The sequence below is a fragment of the Lentibacillus halophilus genome, assembly GCF_039522485.1.
Taxonomy (GTDB): Bacteria; Bacillota; Bacilli; order Bacillales; family Amphibacillaceae; genus Lentibacillus; species Lentibacillus halophilus.
Genome location: NZ_BAAADM010000055.1, coordinates 61492 through 79961, shown reverse-complemented (window position 1 = coordinate 79961; position 18470 = coordinate 61492). Strand labels below are relative to the sequence as shown.

17 protein-coding genes are annotated in these 18470 nt (G+C 45.2%); 15 read left to right on the top strand and 2 right to left on the bottom strand.

The genetic code is table 11. The features are described from left to right. Positions 1-11 precede the first annotated feature (11 nt). The 8 genes from ABDZ72_RS13180 to ABDZ72_RS13145 all read left to right on the top strand — a co-directional run bounded on the left by ABDZ72_RS13180 (position 12) and on the right by ABDZ72_RS13145 (position 8919). Complete coding sequence (locus tag ABDZ72_RS13180) at positions 12-1286, top strand: TIGR02679 family protein (protein WP_343753907.1); 1275 nt, start codon at positions 12-14, stop codon at positions 1284-1286. Positions 1287-1435: 149 nt separating this feature from the next. Next, on the top strand, positions 1436-1714 hold the full coding sequence (locus ABDZ72_RS13175; RefSeq protein ID WP_343753905.1) for a hypothetical protein: 279 nt from the start codon (positions 1436-1438) through the stop codon (positions 1712-1714). A 650-nt stretch (positions 1715-2364) separates the two neighbouring features. After that, the gene (locus ABDZ72_RS13170; RefSeq protein ID WP_343754214.1) at positions 2365-3243 is read left to right on the top strand and encodes an ABC transporter substrate-binding protein; all 879 of its coding nucleotides are present in this window, start codon (positions 2365-2367) and stop codon (positions 3241-3243) included. Between the two features lie 129 nt (positions 3244-3372). After that, positions 3373-4362 carry an ABC transporter permease gene (locus ABDZ72_RS13165; RefSeq protein ID WP_343753903.1) on the top strand — a complete coding sequence of 330 codons (990 nt, stop codon included), beginning with the start codon at positions 3373-3375 and terminating at the stop codon, positions 4360-4362. Next, complete coding sequence (locus ABDZ72_RS13160) at positions 4363-5157, top strand: ABC transporter ATP-binding protein (protein WP_343753901.1); 795 nt, start codon at positions 4363-4365, stop codon at positions 5155-5157. 164 nt (positions 5158-5321) lie between these two features. After that, a complete protein-coding gene (fabI, locus tag ABDZ72_RS13155; protein WP_343753899.1) occupies positions 5322-6101 on the top strand; it encodes an enoyl-ACP reductase FabI in 780 nt (259 codons plus the stop codon). Between the two features lie 300 nt (positions 6102-6401). After that, on the top strand, positions 6402-7634 hold the full coding sequence (locus tag ABDZ72_RS13150) for a CynX/NimT family MFS transporter (RefSeq protein ID WP_343753897.1): 1233 nt from the start codon (positions 6402-6404) through the stop codon (positions 7632-7634). A gap of 88 nt (positions 7635-7722) precedes the next feature. Then, the gene (locus ABDZ72_RS13145; RefSeq protein ID WP_343753895.1) at positions 7723-8919 is read left to right on the top strand and encodes an MFS transporter; all 1197 of its coding nucleotides are present in this window, start codon (positions 7723-7725) and stop codon (positions 8917-8919) included. 41 nt (positions 8920-8960) lie between these two features. Here the strand turns inward: ABDZ72_RS13145 and ABDZ72_RS13140 are convergent, their stop codons facing one another. Further along, the gene (locus tag ABDZ72_RS13140; protein WP_343753893.1) at positions 8961-10607 is read right to left on the bottom strand and encodes an SLC13 family permease; all 1647 of its coding nucleotides are present in this window, start codon (positions 10605-10607) and stop codon (positions 8961-8963) included. A 257-nt stretch (positions 10608-10864) separates the two neighbouring features. Between ABDZ72_RS13140 and ABDZ72_RS13135 the strand changes: the two genes are divergently transcribed. From ABDZ72_RS13135 to ABDZ72_RS13125, 3 genes are all read left to right on the top strand, one after another. Further along, positions 10865-11593 carry a Cof-type HAD-IIB family hydrolase gene (locus tag ABDZ72_RS13135; protein WP_343753891.1) on the top strand — a complete coding sequence of 243 codons (729 nt, stop codon included), beginning with the start codon at positions 10865-10867 and terminating at the stop codon, positions 11591-11593. Between the two features lie 98 nt (positions 11594-11691). Beyond that, entirely contained in the window at positions 11692-11880 is a 189-nt protein-coding gene (locus ABDZ72_RS13130; RefSeq protein ID WP_343753889.1) for a cold-shock protein, read from the top strand. 235 nt (positions 11881-12115) lie between these two features. Next, a complete protein-coding gene (locus ABDZ72_RS13125; protein ID WP_343753887.1) occupies positions 12116-13015 on the top strand; it encodes a LysR family transcriptional regulator in 900 nt (299 codons plus the stop codon). A 63-nt stretch (positions 13016-13078) separates the two neighbouring features. On the opposite strand, the gene ABDZ72_RS13120 is transcribed toward ABDZ72_RS13125, so the two are convergent. Next, positions 13079-13318: a glutaredoxin family protein gene (locus ABDZ72_RS13120; protein WP_343753885.1), complete on the bottom strand. Its 240-nt coding sequence runs from the start codon at positions 13316-13318 to the stop codon at positions 13079-13081. A gap of 163 nt (positions 13319-13481) precedes the next feature. Between ABDZ72_RS13120 and ABDZ72_RS13115 the strand changes: the two genes are divergently transcribed. The 4 genes from ABDZ72_RS13115 (at position 13482) to ABDZ72_RS13100 (ending at position 18345) form a co-directional block, all read left to right on the top strand. After that, positions 13482-14264, top strand: coding sequence for a carbon-nitrogen family hydrolase (locus ABDZ72_RS13115; RefSeq protein WP_343753883.1), 783 nt, complete (start codon positions 13482-13484; stop codon positions 14262-14264). A 253-nt stretch (positions 14265-14517) separates the two neighbouring features. Continuing rightward, positions 14518-15540: a hypothetical protein gene (locus ABDZ72_RS13110; RefSeq protein ID WP_343753881.1), complete on the top strand. Its 1023-nt coding sequence runs from the start codon at positions 14518-14520 to the stop codon at positions 15538-15540. A gap of 148 nt (positions 15541-15688) precedes the next feature. After that, entirely contained in the window at positions 15689-16147 is a 459-nt protein-coding gene (locus ABDZ72_RS13105; RefSeq protein ID WP_343753879.1) for an IDEAL domain-containing protein, read from the top strand. Between the two features lie 323 nt (positions 16148-16470). Then, a complete protein-coding gene (locus tag ABDZ72_RS13100; RefSeq protein WP_343753877.1) occupies positions 16471-18345 on the top strand; it encodes an OPT family oligopeptide transporter in 1875 nt (624 codons plus the stop codon). Positions 18346-18470 lie beyond the last annotated feature (125 nt).

Here is an 18470-nt window from a genome sequence, read left to right as displayed (position 1 = left end):
GGGTGTTGGTTATGGATCAGGAATTACAGCAAGCTGTCACATTTTTTAAAAGAGAACCAGCGTATAAGAAGCTGTTCGAGCAGTTTAAAAAGAAATACGAATCGTTGGGCCGCATAGGCGGGACAATCCCCGTTCGTTTGTTTTCCGAGGCTGAGCTTGAGGTCATCGGCGCCTTTTTTGGGATAACGGGTCCGAAACTGCATGCCAAAGGATCGATCTCGATGGCGACGTTTGAGAAACAGCTTGCCGGCACTCGGTTCGCGGACGTCGGACTGAAACCATTGCTGGATACCTTTTTCGGTGAGACGATCGTGTCCAACAAACAGCACAAAGAGGAAAAGGACGCGGCTTTACGCCGATATGTCGTCCAACTGCAGAAGGCGCATACCGGTTTGATGTTCTGGTTTGACCACCTGCTGGCCAACCCAGCAGATAGTCGTTGGATATGGACGCTCATGGATAAGGACCCGGATTATTTCGCCCGCATGACTCCCAAACTGCACGATGCGTATCGACACCTGCCGGAACTGCCTGAGCGTCTGCCAATGTTCAGCCAGCGTGTGACCGGTGACCCGCACGCGTTCGACTTGCATACCGATTTAGGGAAATTGTGGCTGCACGTTTTGGCGGTCGGGTCGCACCAAACTGTTCCGTCAAGCACCGAGGCGATCAATGAATTGCTGCAACACTATCATATTTACCGGGACGACTTGCTGAACTACGTTACGTGCGCTGGGCTTCTTGCTGAAACCGATACCGGCGTCCACCCGGTATGGGAGGCAGCAGCCAATGCGAATACTGTCCAAATTGTCCCGATCCGTGAACTGATTCGTTTAACAGCTGTTTATACGGCATACGGGTCAGACGTATGGATCGTCGAAAATTCAGGCGTATGCGCCACCCTGCTTGATCACAAGCCGGACGCTCCGATTGTTTGCACGAACGGCCAATTTACATTGGCGGCGCTCGTGCTTTTGGACAAGCTGGCCGAATCAGGTGCTACGATGTATTATGCTGGTGATTTGGACCCGGAAGGCCTCGGAATGGCCCAGCGTCTGGTGGATAGGTATCCGGAAGGACGTGTCATGTTGTGGCACATGGACACAGAATCCTATATTGCCAGTAATCCGGTAAAAAAGCTTCCGGACGAGCGGTTGGACAAGCTGGCCCGGATCAACCATCCGGAGTTGGTAGATGTTGCCGCGGCCATGCGTCTAAAAGGCAAGGCAGGGTACCAGGAAGCGTTAGTGGATCGGATGGTGGAGGATATGACATTTGGAAAATAAACTGAAATCCAGGATGTGAAATGGTATTTTATCTCTGGTAGAGAACGGAATTTTAAGGGCGTCGACATGTTGAAACGTCATATTATGTTTGGTTGCTGGATATGGTTCCTGGTGCTATGATGTATATGTCAATCTGGGAGGTGAAACTGGTGAGCGACATAACCAATCAAGATCTGCTAGTGGCGACCCAAGAGTTATCAACAGGTTTTAGGGAGCTTAAGAAAGAAGTAGAAGACGTCAAGGGAAGTGTCAGTCGTTTAGAAGATAGAGTTGGTAATATAGAAAACAGAATGAAAAATATGGAAACAGAGATGGTCGACATTCGCGGCCACATGCGCCGAATCGATCACAAGCTAAATAATTACAATAATGAGCTTGGAGAGATGCCAAAGCCCATATTTCCATCTTGCAAAAAGAAACAGGTATAGATTTATAAAAGCTTGCTGCACGCAGGCTTATTTTTTTGTCTTTTTACACGCTTACTCAATTTCAAAAACTACTCAGAATTAAAAAATTCTCAAACCATGCCATTAAAAGAGAGCGGCGTATTGAGTTTCCTTTGATAAGAGAAAAACCAATGGCTGGCTGAAGCAAATGATTTCAGTATGCGTGTTGGACTGTGTCATGATATTATGTATCATCCTAAGAATGACGAAAGTTATCAAACCGATGAGTTCATGGTTATAACAAATATCTATGATTTTAATACCAAAGTGCGTTCCTATCAATTACTGGCTGAGACGTTTAATCTATACCAATAATCGCGGGCAGAACCAGATTACTTTGGCAGTCATGATCCATTTCCGGCAATGGTTGTTAAACGTTTATTTCCATTTCACAAAATAACGGAAACATCTTGACTCTTCCACACCCTATGATATAATTTCATCATTCATAGCAAATGTATAAAAAATCTGACATTATCATTGGGGGGGAGAACGTGATGAAAAAAGGCTTATTATTGATCGTTGCACTCATTAGCTTCATGATCATGACTGCATGCGGTGGCGGCAATGAAAATAGTGATGCAGACGATTCAGATGATGCAAAGGCGTGAGGTGAGGAGACAACATATTCCATTGGTGCGACACAAATAGTGGAGCATCCGTCGCTTGATGAGGCGTATCAAGGGTTTAAGGATGCGCTTGCCGATGCGGATATGAATGTGACCTATGATCTGCAGAGTGCGCAAGGGGATAAGAACAATGTCACACCCATCGCAGAAAATTTTGTGGCTGATCAGGTGGATTTGATTTTTGCCAATTCGACACCAAGTGCTCTTGGCGCGGTACAGACCACCGAAGACATTCCTATTGTCTTTACATCGGTGACGGATGCGGTGGATGCCGGGTTGGTTGACTCCATGGAACAACCGGGTGGAAACGCTACCGGTGTTGTGGATCTGCATCCGGATGCCATCAAAAATACGGTCACGTTTATTGCTGATCAATTTGATGATGCGAAAGTCGGTTTAATTTACAATGCAGGGGAGCAAAATTCTGTCAGACAAATTGAATCGGTGAAAAGCGCAGCTGAAGGAACCAATTTGTCTTTTGCGGAACGGACTGTTGCTAATTCCGCTGAGGTGCAGCAGGCAGCACAGACGCTTGTAGGCAAAGTGGACGTCTTTTATATCATTACCGATAATACGGTTGTTTCTGCTTTGGACAGTGTGGTAGGTGTGGCGAATGAACAGGATATCCCCATGATTGTAGGGGAACCGGATTCCCTGAAAAATGGCGGATTTGCCACTTATGGAATTGACTACGAAACAATCGGATACCGGACGGGAGAAATGGCTGTAGAAATTCTGAAAGGGAACAAAGAACCAAAGGACATATCCGTTGAATATCCAAAAGAAATGCAACTGATGATTAATAAGAAGGCAGCTGAGAAACAAGGCGTTGAATGGAACGATGATTGGGACGACAATGCAAAAATAATAAACGATGAATAAGGCGTTGATCTTTCATGGTCATGATGCAGGCAGGTTTGGAATCTGCCTGCTTGATTGTACTTAAAATGTTAGCAAATAGATTATGACTATCATACATATAAGGCAAAAAGGCACGGGGGTATGGACATCATGTTTATTTCATTATTTGGGGCAGTGGAATCAGGCATTATTTATGCGATTATGGCTTTAGGCGTATATTTAACCTTCCGTGTGCTGGATTTTCCGGATCTGACCGTTGATGGAAGTTTTGTAACAGGGGCAGCTGTTGCTTCCATATCTATTATGAATGGGGTGCCGCCCATTTTAGCGACATTGTTTGCGGCCATCGGAGGATTTTTGGCCGGGTGTATCACCGGATCCCTGCATGCCAAAGGGAATATTAATTCGTTGTTGTCCGGTATTTTAATGATGATTGCTCTTTATTCTATCAATTTACGTATCATGGGGCAGCCAACATTATCGTTATTACAGGAGTCAACTGTCTTTAAACAGCTGGAGTCGATTTGGGCTGCAACCGGGATAGATGGATTCCTGAATGGCATGTTGACCTCTGTCGGTTTGGAGCAATTGCCGTCAACATGGAGCATTTTGTTCGTTATGATTGTCATCACGATGTTGATCAAGTTGGTGACCGATTATTACTTGAAAACAGAGGTTGGGCTGGCCCTGCGTGCGACAGGTGATAATAAACGTATGATCCGCAGCCTGTCAGCTAATACCGATGCACTCATCATAACAGGGGTGGGTATCTCCAACGCCCTTGTTGCTTTGTCAGGCGGTCTAATTGCACAACATGGCGGTTTTGCCGATGTCGGAATGGGGATCGGTATGATCATTATTGGATTGGCCTCTGTCATTATCGGTGAAGCGTTATTTGGAACCAAAACGATTGTCTGGACAACGTTTGCTGTCATAGGTGGTGCCGTTGTTTACCGGATTGTCGTAACCATGGCCTTACGGGTGGAATTTCTGGAAACGGGCGATATGAAGCTGATCACGGCATTGTTGGTCATTGCCGCTCTGGTGGCACCAAAAGTTATGAAAGCACGCAAAGAGAATAAACGCCGCAGACGCAAACGCGCAGAACTGAAAGAAACAAAGGCAAAAGGGGTTGTGTAAATGCTTCAGCTAAACGACATATCCGTTACATTTCATGAAGGGACCCCGGATGAAAAAGAGGCATTAAAGCACATTAATCTCGTGTTGGAAAAAGGGGATTTTGTCACCGTTATTGGCAGTAATGGAGCAGGGAAATCGACGCTTATGAATGCCGTAGCCGGTCATATTATCCCGGATGTTGGCGATGTAGTGATTAATGAGCGACAAGTAGCCCACTTGCCGGAATACAAGCGGTCCAAATGGATTGGACGTGTGTTTCAGGATCCGATGGCCGGTACAGCACCGTCCATGACCATTGAAGAAAACCTGGCGATGGCGTATGCGCGCAACAAAACACGAAAACTCAAACCCGGTGTCAGCAAAAAAAGGAAAGCGATCTTCCGGGATTATTTGCAGACTCTGCATCTCGGATTGGAAGATCGTCTTAATGCCAAAGTGGGCTTGCTTTCCGGTGGGGAGCGTCAGGCATTATCGTTGCTGATGGCGACGTTTACCGAACCGGATATTTTGATGCTGGATGAACACACAGCCGCGTTGGATCCATCGCGGGCCCGGTTAATTACAGAGATTACGGAAGATATTGTGAAAAAATTTGATTTAACAACATTAATGGTGACCCACAACATGCAGCAGGCACTTGATTTGGGGAATCGATTGATCATGATGGACAAAGGGCAAATCATTTTGGATTTACCTCAACAAGAAAAGGAAAAATTAACCATTGAACAATTGCTGGAAGAATTTCAACGCATCCGCGGCGAGCAATTTGAAAATGACCGGGCGATATTGGGATAATTTCAGATTAAAAGACTCTATCGCAGTGAGACGACAACGGACTCATTTCCTGAAACTATCCAACCTTAATGGCCTGGCTATCCCCGGCCTAGTTTTGCGCGATTTCACACTTGGGCTTCATTGTGCTACATTATGGATATCACCCGTGAATAGGAGGTACATACATGCATTCGTTATTACAAGATAAAACTATTGTCGTGATGGGCGTTGCGAACAATCGGAGCATTGCATGGGGGATTACAAAATCGCTTCATAATGCCGGGGCGAATCTCATCTTTACATATAGGCAGGAGCGTTCCAAACAAAAGCTGGAAAAGTTGCTCGCTAAAGAGGGCATTGATCCAAAAATGGTCGTAGCCTGTGACGTGGAGGATGATGAGAGCATCCAACATGCGTTCCGGGAAATCGGTGATTATGCCGGCACCATTCATGGGCTTGTCCATTCCGTTGCATTTGCCAACACGGACGAGCTTCAGGGTGAGTATGCGGATACATCCCGTGATGGGTACTTAACTGCGCAAAATATTAGCGCGTATTCGCTTGTTGCGGTAACCCGTGAGGCAAGAAAGCTGATGACCGAGGGTGGTGGCATTGTTACGCAGACATACCTTGGTGCAGAGCGAGTTGTTCCGAACTACAATGTGATGGGAGTGGCTAAAGCCGCACTGGAGTCCAGTGTTCGTTATTTGGCGGAAGATGTCGGCAAGGATGGCGTCCGTGTTAACGCCGTATCGGCTGGTCCGATTCGTACCCTTTCCGCTAAAGGGGTTGCTGGCTTTAATGAAAAGGTGTCAGCGATCGAGGAGAAAGCACCACTTCGGCGTCCGGTTGATCAAGATCAGGTCGGGGATGCGACGGCGTTCTTATTAAGCGATTTGGCGCGAGGCGTGACTGGCGAAGTGCTGCACGTCGATTCGGGATTCCATATCATGGCTGGATCCTGATGAAAACATTCCATATACTGGGCGACGAAACCCGCATAAAGCAGACATCTGATAAAAGGTGTCTGCTTTTTTTATGAGCGAATACTGTACAACGGGTAACATGTTCTGATGAAATATTCACAAAAACGACATACTTTCAAATGAACTGTTACAAACACTTATCTTTTTGGATGACGTTCGTTATGCTATAGTGGATAAAGAATTTGGCCGAATTTCAGCAAGAGTGTTAAGCATTTAATTTTGTGTATATACGGTTGGTTTGCTATGAAATTGCGGCGTTGATGGGAAGGATTTTCAAACATGACAAATCATTATTCAACGCGACAACTCTATCAATGGTTACTTGTGGCTGGAATTATTATTGTGGCATTCAATTTGCGGCCTGCGATTACATCGGTTGGTCCGGTGATTGGTATTATCCGTGATGATGTTGGTCTGTCCAACTGGAGTGCCGGAATGCTGACGAGCTTGCCTTTGGTTGCTTTCGCTTTAGTGTCACCAATTGCGCCGAGACTTGGCAATCGTTTTACCAATGAACGCATGTTGATCGCGGGGTGTCTGCTACTAATATTTGGAATAAGTATACGCTCGGTATCCATTATGCTTGTTCTCTTCGCTGGAACATTATTTGTCGGCATGGGAATCGCGGTTCTGAATGTTCTTCTTCCTGGTGTGATTAAAGAAAAATTTCCACGAAAGGTTGGGCTGATGACGAGCGTGTATTCGACGTCAATGGGGACGTTTGCCGCTGCCGCTTCCGGTCTGAGCATTCCATTGGCGGAAGGGCTCGATATCGGCTGGCAATTAGCACTTCTTGTGTGGGGATTACCGGCCGTTTTGGGCATTTTCATCTGGGCCTATTTGTCAAAAAGTGATAATGATACCGATGATGGCGACATAACATACCCTGACGTGCATGACAATCGAATGTGGAAATCGCCGCTTGCCTGGCAGGTTGCCTGTTTTATGGGATTGCAGTCATTCATATTTTATGTCACGATTTCATGGCTCCCGGAAATTTTGCACGATAATGGCATGTCGATCGCCACGGCTGGTTGGATGCTTTCCATTGCCCAATTTGTTGGATTGCCTGCCAGTTTTATCGTTCCAGTTGTTGCCGACAAAATGAAATCACAGCGTATTCTTGTTCTAATATTGGGAGTGTTTGCACTCAGTGGGTACAGTGGCTTATTGCTCGGGCATTCATTTATAGCGATGGTTATCAGCACCATTTTTGTCGGCGTTACGTTGAGTGGAACGTTTGCATTGGCCCTCACCTTTTTGGGAATGCGTGCGAATAACGCAAAGCATGCATCGGAGTTATCCGGGATGGCGCAGTCGGTCGGATATACACTGGCTGCGGTCGGCCCGATGTTTATTGGATTTTTATATGATGTCAATCATACGTGGACGGTACCGCTCATGACATTGATCGGTGTGGTACTAATGGTTATGACGTTCGGTATGGGTGCCGGCCGTGATCGTTACGTATTGGATACGGAAATGGCTCAGACTGAAGAAACACTGACGTGATATGACAATGATTGGGTGCAATAGAGCAAATAAATGCCAACCGGTTTTACCCGGTATGGAAAACTGATTATTATTGGATGTGAAACAAATGCGACAGCAGGATCAATCAACGATATATGTTCCGTTTTGGCGAATCACCATCAGTTTGGCACTGGCATCGTTCTTCGTATTTGCCGGTTTGTATGCCGTACAACCGTTGTTCCCGGTTTTTGTAAAAACATTCGGTGTGTCGGTATCTACGTCGGGATTGTCGCTATCGTTGACGGTTGTCGGTTTGATAATCGGGCTGATTTTACTCGGTTTTTTATCGGATCGCAATGGGCGAACGATGTTTATTAAGTGGTCACTGGCGGGATCTGCCATTCCCTTTCTTGTCATACCATTATTTGATTCGTTCATCGTTTTATTAGCGCTGCGAATGCTGCAGGGGTTGGCGTTAGCCGGACTTCCAGCGGCTGCTTTGGCCTATTTAAATGAAGAAATTGATAAAAAGCGTGTGCATGTGGCCACGGCTCTTTACATATCCAGTAATGCACTCGGAGGTATGGTTGGCCGGGTGTTGACTGGTTACATAACCGATCATTATTCATGGCAAATGGCGTTTTACGTGTTGGCTGCACTCGGTATTGTCATTCTTGCTGCGGTTATCATCATGCTTCCGAAGTCGCGTTTTTTCGAACCGAGCAACGATTCGTTCAAACGTGATTTAACAGCGTTTGCCTACCATTTGAAAAATCCGGCATTGCTTCTGATTTTTGGTCTTGGGATCGTACTGCAATTGTCATTCACCGGAATGTGGACGTATATCCCGTTTTATCTTGAAGCACCGCCATTTTCCCTGCCGTTGGACGTTATTTCATATACGTTTCTCGCGTACGGGTTAGGTGTGATTGGTTCCCCTATTGCTGGCTGGTTGGCTGCGCATTTCGGGTTGCGGCGCGTAAGGCTTGCCGGGGTTGTGGTCATGGCAGCCGGAATGCTGCTGACATTGGTCTCTTCCTTAAGCATGATTGCTATTGGCTTGTGTGTGACCTGTCTCGGCTTCTTCACCGCACACTCCCTGACCGCCTCATCGGTCGGAGAGGAAGTCTCGCACCATAAGGGCAGTGCTTCCAGTCTGTATCTTGTTTCCTATTATATCGGTGTCTCCCTGGGCAGTTCGGTACTCAGCCCGTTGTGGCACCGTTTCGGTTGGACGGGACTGATGGTTATCATCATGTGTATACCGGTTTTGTACGTTTTGTTCATTCGCATGGTGCAATATAAAAAAAGAAAAGCCGCATGATGGCTCTCCTTCAGGAAGGACGTTTGCCATCGCGGCTTTTTTTATTGGTTTTTGAGCATTTCCGGTACATGATTCAAATTAATGTCCCACGCAATCGGGAGCCAGAAATAAACAGCTAAACCAACCAGCAAAATACCGAGGATATTCAGGGCAACCCCGGTTTTGGCCATATCCGGTATCCGTAAATATCCCGAACCGAATACAACAGCATTGGGCGGTGTTGCCACCGGAAGCATGAAGGCGCATGATGCCGCAACTCCCGCTGCAATCATCGCCGCATAGGGATGGATGCCGAGTGCGATCGCCAGGGACGCCATAATCGGATACATCATATTGGCTGTAGCCGTGTTGGACGTAATTTCTGTTAAGAAAATGACCATACCGGCAACGACGAGCAAGACGATAAATAGATTCATATTTTCGAGAACCGTTAGTTGACTGCCAATCCATTCCGATAGTCCCGATTGGCTGAACCCGCTCGCTATAGCAAGTCCGCCACCGAACAAAAGCAAAATTCCCCACGGAAGCTTAACAGCTGTATTCCAGTCCAGTAAGCGATCATTCTTATTGTTTTTCGATGGAATCATAAATAGAATGATAGCGGCCGTCATTGCAATAATGGCATCATTAATATTGTCATTGAGTTTCGCTAAAACGAATGAACGACTGATCCACGACAGGGCAGCCAGACCAAAAACTGTCAATACTAGTTTTTCTTCATATGATGCTCGGCCCAAATCGTCTTTTTCCTTTTGAATGACTTCTTTTCCGCCGGGAAGTTCGTTGAATTTTAAAGGATAAGCTATTTTCACCAGATAGAACCAGACGATAAATATGAATAGCCAAGCAATAGGTACGCCAAACAACATCCATTTGGCAAAGGATAGTTCGATGCCGTATAATTTATCGATCGTTCCTGCGAGAGCCGTGTTTGGTGGTGTCCCAATCAATGTGGCGATACCACCGATCGATGCGGAATAGGCGATAGCGAGCATTAACGCTTTTCCGAAGCCGAAGTTCTCTGGCGATGTGTCAATGGACTCATCGTCTTTCAGCTGATCGGATACTTGATAGATAATAGCCAGCCCAATCGGTACCATCATCATAGCGGTAGCTGTGTTGGAAATCCACATGGACAAAAAGCCGGTGGCCACCATAAATCCGAGAATGATTCGTTCGGTATTGGTTCCAATCAAAGTAATGATGGTCAACGCAATCCGGCGATGAAGATTCCATTTTTCCATGGCCAGTGCTATCATAAAACCGCCCATAAACAGGAAAATGGTATCGTCCCCATAGGAGGATGTTGTCGTATCTACATCCAATCCACCTGTGAGCGGAAACAATATAATCGGAAGAAGCGATGTCACCGGAATGGGAACAGCTTCCGTCATCCACCAGACGGCGATCCAGAGGGTACTGGCAAGGATAGCCCGTGCGTCTGCTCCAAGTCCTTCAGGGTGGAAAAATAGAATGGTAGCTATAAAAAGTATAGGACCTAATAATAAGCCGATGAGCTGTGCTGGTTTGTAAGAACGGTTGTTATTCCCGCCTCCGTTGCCTGTTGTGTCGTTGGGATGGGTGTTTTCCGACCCCATTTTGGCGTCATTAGGTCGCGCAAAAAATCGCAGAAGTTCTTTCGCTTGGTCATGCTTGTCCCACAACCAACTCCATGCTGCTGTCATCATGTGTGATTCCCCCTTCACGTCAATAAAAAAGAATAATACCAAGATGCAATCGTTATCATACGATGCATTTTTATTATAGTGGTAAAAGAAGGGAAAAGCAATGCGCTTTGGATGAAAGACAAAACAGCGTTACGAAAAGGGAGAAATATGGTATGATAGTTATATTGTTATAAATAGTCTGCTAAGTTGGCCTTACAGATACATTTACATGTAACGGTATGGGCAGGGGAATAATAAAACGAAAGGCGTCGGACAAAATGGATGTGAAATTAATTGCATTGGATATGGATGGAACATTATTAACGAAGGATGAAACCATTTCGGAATTAAACCGAAAGCGTATTGCAGAGGCGCTTGCCAACGATGTCCGCGTCGTTCTCTGTACAGGACGATGGTATGAATCCTGCTTGTCGTATGCTCAGTTATTGCAACTGGATTCGTATTTAATCACGTGCAATGGTGGTGAGATTCAGACGGTTGATAACAACTTAATCGAGCGGCACTTACTTCAGCCGGAACGGGTCCGTATGATGTGGGAATTATGCAACTGGCTTGATGTTAATACGTGGATGGTATCGACCGATAATCTATGGCAGGAAGAAGGGGCGACTGACTTTTCAAAACATGATTGGCTTAAGTTTGGTTGCGATTCCCTTGATACGGATAAATTGAACCACATTATTAGTGAACTTTCCCATTATGATGATCTGGAACTGACCAATTCATTGCCGACAAATATTGAAGTGAACCCGAAAGGCGTCAGTAAAGCAAGTGCGCTTGAACGGGTATGTCACGAACTAGGAATCACCATGCAACACGTTTTGGCCATGGGGGATAGTCTAAATGATATGAAGATGATCCAGGCTGCCGGCATAGGCGTGGCTGTGGGCAATGCTCAGAAAGCCATCCGTCAAGCCGCCGATTATGTTACCGACACGAATGAACAGGATGGTGTTGGCAAAGCCATCGAAACCTTTGTCCTGTAAATGAGAGGCAACTTGTGACGAATCGGACAAGCAAAATTTTACTATTCTTCTGCAAAAGCGTATAATGGTTCTAATAACCATGAAAGGAGATGCTGTTCATGTCATTTTCACGAGGCTCCAAGAAGGCAGCGCCGGAAGTGGATACCAATGTATGGGCATGTACCAATGACGAGTGCGCCGGTTGGATGAGAGAATCGTACAGTTTCCATGAAGAACCGGAATGCCCACTATGTCAATCTCCCATGAATAAAGAAATACGCACGCTTCCTGAATTGGCAGATGAATGAAATCAAAGCAACAACAATGAATTGATAAAGGCAAAGGATGCTGGATTGCGGGCATCCTATTCGCATGTATGGGCACTGATTATCCGGTGCCTTTTTTGTTTGGAGTTATATAAGACCCCAACGATTTTACGCAGTCTTTCCTCGGATGACATCCATGTATAAGCAGAAAAATTTCATAATAATCAGTATCGTGTACAATAGCAGGCAGACACTTATATGGGAAAGGATATAGACTATGGAGCTGAGGCAACTTGAATATTTCATGGCGGTGAGTAACGAATTGCATTTTTCACGGGCTGCTGACAAACTGAATATTTCCCAGCCAACACTCAGCCAACAAATTAAAATATTGGAAGGAGAAGTAGGGGTCCCACTGTTTGATCGAATAGGCAAAAAGATCGCCTTGACAGAAGCAGGGGAAATATTGCTGCATTATGGGGAGCGAGTCTTTTATGAAATAGAACAAGCTCAAGCTGCATTAAGAGATTTAAATGGATTACAGACAGGTAAACTCGCGGTTGGATCATTGTTGACGTGTGTCAGTTACTTATTGCCCTCCGCTATTGCCACATTCAAGCAACTGTATCCCAATGTTGAATTATCCGTATATGGATGGAAAGCTCGTGATATTAAAACGGGGCTGTTTGAAAATCATTTGGATCTGGGTATTTCATTCCTGCCGACGGACGAGGACGGGTTGACGTCCATTCCTTTGTACACAGAAGACCTTTCGCTCGCTGTCCCCGTTGATCATATGCTTGCAGCCAATACTGAGGTGGATTTGGAAACACTAAACCACTACCCGATTGTTCTGTTTCCTCCCGATTATTATTTGCGGCAGCTCATTGACAAGTATAGTTCGGAAATCGGCATGACGTTGAAACCAACGCTGGAGGTAACGACGCTCGATTCTCTTGTTCAAATGGTTTCAGAGGGGATCGGTGCCACCATTTTGCCTTCTTCTTATTTGGATCAGTTGACCCATGCCCGGATAACCAATGTTCGGTTGGTCAATCCAACCGTGGAGCAACAAATCGGGTTTTTGTATCGGGAAGATAAATTTATGTGTATGACGACTCGGGCGTTCATACAACAAGTCACGCAGATAAGTGAGACGTTTAAAACAATAAAATGAGAGCGTATCATTTCGATACCTCTCACTTTATATAGCATATGAATCATTAAAGTCATATGTCATTCATCCGTTTTTGACATCCTCAATACTTGCTCCGTAATTAATATGATAGGGCTGACCATCCAAAACGAGGGCCGGGACCGATTTCACTCCAGCAGATTCAGCCTCATTAATCCGTGAGGCGTTTTGGTTAAAGTCAACAACTTCTACATTCACTTTTGATTGATCCAAAAATCCGAGCATGTTCTTTTCTGCATCCTGACAAACCGGACACCCTGCATGATAAAATGTAGCCTTACTCATCTGGACTCCTCCTTGATCAATGATTTATATATATGGTAGAACACAATGAATGTATAATCAATTGGGAATTTTCTATCATTATCATAGGCTGTGACTATAACGAATGGCCATCATTAGGCTGATCATTTTTGTCATGATAATCTAATGGTAGGAGGTGAACATTGTGAAGAAAAAAGTGGCAATGGTTCAAATGGATGTAACATATGGTGACCCGAAAGTAAATTTTCATTTCGTCGGCAAATGGGTGATGGATGCTGTGCAATCGGGAGCAGACATCATTGTTTTGCCGGAGCTTTGGGACACAGGCTACGATTTGAAACGTTTTGATGAACTGGCCGATAAAGATTTGAAGGCGACCATTGAGTTTTTAAGTGACCTGGCCCAGCAGTACCATGTCGCGATCGTAGGTGGATCGGCAGCCGAATTGTCCGGTGAATCCATGAAAAATACGATGATCATCATAGATGAAGACGGAAACCTTGTCCATACGTACAGCAAGCTCCATCTATTCCAGCTGATGGATGAGCATGTGCATTTGACGGGTGGAGAAGATTATCCGGACTTTGAATTGGCAGAGACCGACTCAGCCGGCTTCATCTGCTATGACATCCGTTTTCCGGAATGGATGCGTAAGTCTGCCGTGAATGGGACAAAGGTCATGTATGTCGTCGCACAATGGCCAAAACAGCGCATAGATCATTGGCGCACCTTGCTGCAGGCTCGTGCTATTGAGAACCAGTGCTATGTTGTCGCATGTAACAGAGTGGGATCGGATCCGAAAAACGAATTCGGCGGACAATCCATGGTGATCGATCCGTGGGGTGACATCGTTACAGACGGCGGACCGAATGAAAAAATCGTCCTCGCCGACATCGACACGGCCAACGTTGATAACGTCCGGGACCAAATTCCCATTTTCCAGGACAGGAGAGCGGAATGGTATTGAATGTTGACGTGTGTGCATTGTTTTGATCATATAGATCTAAAAGTACTAGTTTGTTGAGGTTGCTATTCTAGTATTAAGAGCGTTTTGGCACCACCTCAGACGGTATAGAGACTGTTATGATCAATTCACAATCAAGTGATCTGCTAATAACATGATAATAGAGAATAAATAAAAATAAAATTGTACACATTTTGCCTTTTCTTCGCATATACTGTATAGGCGGTATCATTAATTATGGTAAGGATGTGTTCTGTTGTCTCCTTTACATTATTATGTCACTGGTAACACGGCGGGGGGCCTTGTCAATCATCTCGATGAAAACATACACGATATTGACCGTATCATCGCATTGCAGCATCCATCAAAATCGTTAAAAACAGCAGTGATTAAACATTTGTTTCATCATTACGACAATCGTTATTTAGAAGTGCTGCAAAGTTCATTTGCCAATACCTATCTGGATGGCATCATTATACGTGATCAATCATTAGCGTTTATTGACGAATCCATTGCAACAACCTATACGTCTGTGATTGACTTGACCCAAACATTCCCGCTGCCAGTAACAAATCAGCCGGATATAAACGAACTCATGCAGAAAGCGTATGACAGTTTTGCGGAAGGGCTTCATATTCATGATAACTTGGAGGCCATCTATATTAATCAAATGAATTTTTCTCGTGCTGATGCCTATATCGATCGTTTCATCAACGAGTTATTAATGGATGTGCCTGAAAAGCACCGGGAGCCACGGCGATACCACCGACTGTTCGGCACAAACACGGCAGATGGGGTGGTGAATGTCGTTCCGCACCTTATCGAAAACATACCCCATGTTTATTACATTAAAGGCCGTGCGGGAACGGGCAAATCGGTTTTCATGAAGAGAATTGCCAATGCCTGTCTTGATCATGGGTTGGATGTGGAGCTGTATTATTGCAGTTTTGATCCGGAGAGCATTGATATGGTGTTGGTGCGGGCGTTGGATTTTTGCATCTTTGACAGCACGGATCCGCATGAATTTTTTCCGGAACGTCACGGAGAAACGATCATTGACATGTATGAAAAGTTTGTCGCGCCGGGAACAGATGAGGCGTATGCAGATGAAATTCACGATGTATACGCGCAGTATAAATCCTGTATGAAACAAGGTATGCGTTATCTGGAGACGGCGGGAAGACGATGGCAGGCTTGGGAAAAGGCGTATATGCAAACCGTAAACGACAGTCATCTGAAATCGCATATCCAAACGATCGTACACTCCTTGCACAAATAAGTGGGGTCGTTTGTGCTGCTGACTTTGGTCAGTGGCATTTTTTACATATTTTTTTCTGAAAATATCACTTGTTATTTTCAAAATCGTATAGTATAATAAATTTACAGAAAAGTTAGAATTACTGTACGACTTCGGGGAGGGGTGGGGAATGCTAACGGTAAAAATGTTAAAACCTTATTATATTAAAACAGATGAGGCTAATGTCCGTGTGGTTTTGGCTTATCAGTATTTTGCGATTGTTATTAATCAGCAAGTTTACCAGTTTGTGCCCATTGAATCCGAGGAAATCCGAATGAACCGCCGAACCGGAAAGGTAGAAAATGTGGGTGCACGATTCACGTTTCAAAAAGGAAAAGAAATCATCTATTTAAATATGACGGACTTAACGGCGATGCCAGAATTTATGGCTCAGCTCCAATCAATTGTCAAACCGTATATGCTGAATCAACAGCAAGAGCAGAAACAGATAGAAGAACAAAAACAAATATCGTCCAATCAGTCAGCTGTGATTGAACAACTGGAACATGAAAATGTTAAACGGTTGATCGACAAAGCCCTTGATGAACGTGATAAGGAAACGTTTAACAGCTTGGTTAAGTTTCTTTAGCCGAACAAGGTACAGCCTGAAAAGGAGAGATTTCACTTCCGCGTCATGTGAAATCTCTCTTTTTTCTTGGATGGTTTCATGGTAAAATTAAAAGGTAAAAAAATGAGCTTTATTTATCATACAATGATCATTCAGTGAGAGAGCATGAATCTCACTGAATGACGTTTTACTTTATAAGCCAAATAAAAATGAAGGGCTATTCCTTACTATGATGCCATAGTAAGGGATTTCTATTTTCAGGGAATTTATGCTTTATTGTCAATTATTTTAATATTTGTATGAAAATAGGCTTCATTTTCAATAACTACAGGAAGGTGGTCACCATGACAAAACAAAATAAGGAGAAACAACCATTTCAGCCGTACGTTCCGGCATCAAAACATCCATCCGAGTTCACATGGGTGGCGATGATCATTGGTGCGTTATTGGTCCTCGTATTCGGTGCAGCCAATGCGTATTTGGGGCTGATTGTGGGGATGACGGTGTCCGCCTCGATTCCGGCCGCGGTTATTTCGATGGCTGTTCTCCGTATCATTCTGAAGCGGACGTCGATTCTGGAGAATAATATTGTCCAGACGATTACATCGACAGGGGAATCGCTCGCTGCCGGTGTTATTTTCACGTTGCCCGCACTGTTCATTTGGCAGCTGGAGCCCAGTTTGCTTACCATAGCCATTATTGCATTGGCCGGTGGTATATTGGGAGTTGTCCTGATGATTCCGCTCCGGCGTGCGTTGATTGTGCAAGAGCATGAAACGCTCCCGTATCCGGAAGGAACCGCTTGTGCCGAGGTTCTGCATGCCGGAGAAGAAGGCGGGAAAGGTGCAAAATTGGTAATGGGCGGCCTTGGTATCGGTGCGGTATTCAAAATGCTGACAGATGCGGTCAAAGCGTTTCCGTCATCGGTGGAATGGGAAATTTATAAATTTAAAAACGCCGCCATTGGAATGGATACACTTCCCGCCATGCTTGGTGTCGGCTATATTATCGGCCCGCGCATTGCCGGGATCATGTTCGCCGGTGGTGTCTTGGGCTGGCTTGGCATCATTCCATTGATTAGTTTTATTGGTGATGTGGCAACCACGCCGATTTATCCGGGCGAAAAACCTATAGCCGAAATGGGCTTTCACGATATATGGGATAATTATTTACGTTATATCGGTGCCGGGGCGGTTGCGTTTGGCGGTATTATGGGGCTGATTAAAACATTGCCGACGATCGCCTCGTCATTTGCTGGAGCTATTAAAGGGTTTTCCTCTGCTGGTGAAACAGAGGATCTGCGCACGGACCGTGATATTCCGATGACGCTGATTGTCGTTTTGACGGTGGTGTTTATGGGGATTCTATTATTTTACCCAGCGATTAATGTCGGTTTCGTTGGTGCGATTCTTTTGTTTATTTTTGGTTTCTTCTTTGTAACGGTATCGTCACGGATTGTCGGTATTGTCGGAAGTTCGTCCAACCCTGTTTCGGGTATGACGATCGGGGCACTGATTTTTATTTCACTTGTCCTGTCTGCCATTGGTCAAACGGGACAAGCAGGCGCGACGACTGCGATTATCATCGGTTCCGTCGTCTGTATTGCAGCGGCGATTGCCGGGGATACATCCCAGGACTTGAAAACGGGTTTCATCGTTGGTTCGACACCGAAATGGCAGCAAATAGCTCAGTTGTATGGTGTACTGATCACCAGTATCGTTATTGGTTTTATTCTTATTTTGCTTGATAATGTGCATGGATTCGGTTCAGAAGACTTACCCGCACCACAAGCCGTTCTCATGTCAATGATTGTGGACGGCATTATGAGTGGCGATTTGCCGTGGAGCCTGATCTTTATTGGAGCAGCGACGGCAGCGGCTGTTGAGCTTTTCGGCATTGGTTCTCTGCCGTTTGCTGTCGGCCTGTATTTGCCGATTCATACGACCGCACCAATTATGCTCGGCGGGTTTATCCGCGGTATTATTACGCGTCGTACGAAAAATGAGCAGGATCTTAAAGAGAAAACTGAACGCGGTATTTTGCTCGCATCCGGTTATATTGCCGGAGAGGCATTGATGGGTGTCTTTATAGCGCTGGCTATAACGTTCGGGGCGACATTCCCTGAAGAACCATACTTCGGACCGTTTGTTTCACTGGTCGCCATAGCGGCTGTTGCATGGTATCTGTATCGGGCATCCAACAAAAAACCATCAAAATAAGTCGTTGTACCATGAAGCCATCCCATTCTGCGGGGTGGCTTTTTCAATCAACAATAGTCATTATTTCCGGAATTTTTCCTTAGAAACACAACACCGTACCGACCGGATTTGATATGATGGAAAAA

Coding starts and splice junctions, on each gene's coding strand:
- ABDZ72_RS13180 (WP_343753907.1), top strand. CDS start 12: ATGGATCAGGAATTACAGCAAGCTGTCACATTTTTTAAAAGAGAACCA.
- ABDZ72_RS13165 (WP_343753903.1), top strand. CDS start 3,373: ATGTTTATTTCATTATTTGGGGCAGTGGAATCAGGCATTATTTATGCG.
- ABDZ72_RS13160 (WP_343753901.1), top strand. CDS start 4,363: ATGCTTCAGCTAAACGACATATCCGTTACATTTCATGAAGGGACCCCG.
- fabI (WP_343753899.1), top strand. CDS start 5,322: ATGCATTCGTTATTACAAGATAAAACTATTGTCGTGATGGGCGTTGCG.
- ABDZ72_RS13150 (WP_343753897.1), top strand. CDS start 6,402: ATGACAAATCATTATTCAACGCGACAACTCTATCAATGGTTACTTGTG.
- ABDZ72_RS13145 (WP_343753895.1), top strand. CDS start 7,723: ATGCGACAGCAGGATCAATCAACGATATATGTTCCGTTTTGGCGAATC.
- ABDZ72_RS13140 (WP_343753893.1), bottom strand. CDS start 10,607: ATGATGACAGCAGCATGGAGTTGGTTGTGGGACAAGCATGACCAAGCG.
- ABDZ72_RS13135 (WP_343753891.1), top strand. CDS start 10,865: ATGGATGTGAAATTAATTGCATTGGATATGGATGGAACATTATTAACG.
- ABDZ72_RS13130 (WP_343753889.1), top strand. CDS start 11,692: ATGTCATTTTCACGAGGCTCCAAGAAGGCAGCGCCGGAAGTGGATACC.
- ABDZ72_RS13125 (WP_343753887.1), top strand. CDS start 12,116: ATGGAGCTGAGGCAACTTGAATATTTCATGGCGGTGAGTAACGAATTG.
- ABDZ72_RS13120 (WP_343753885.1), bottom strand. CDS start 13,318: ATGAGTAAGGCTACATTTTATCATGCAGGGTGTCCGGTTTGTCAGGAT.
- ABDZ72_RS13105 (WP_343753879.1), top strand. CDS start 15,689: ATGCTAACGGTAAAAATGTTAAAACCTTATTATATTAAAACAGATGAG.
- ABDZ72_RS13100 (WP_343753877.1), top strand. CDS start 16,471: ATGACAAAACAAAATAAGGAGAAACAACCATTTCAGCCGTACGTTCCG.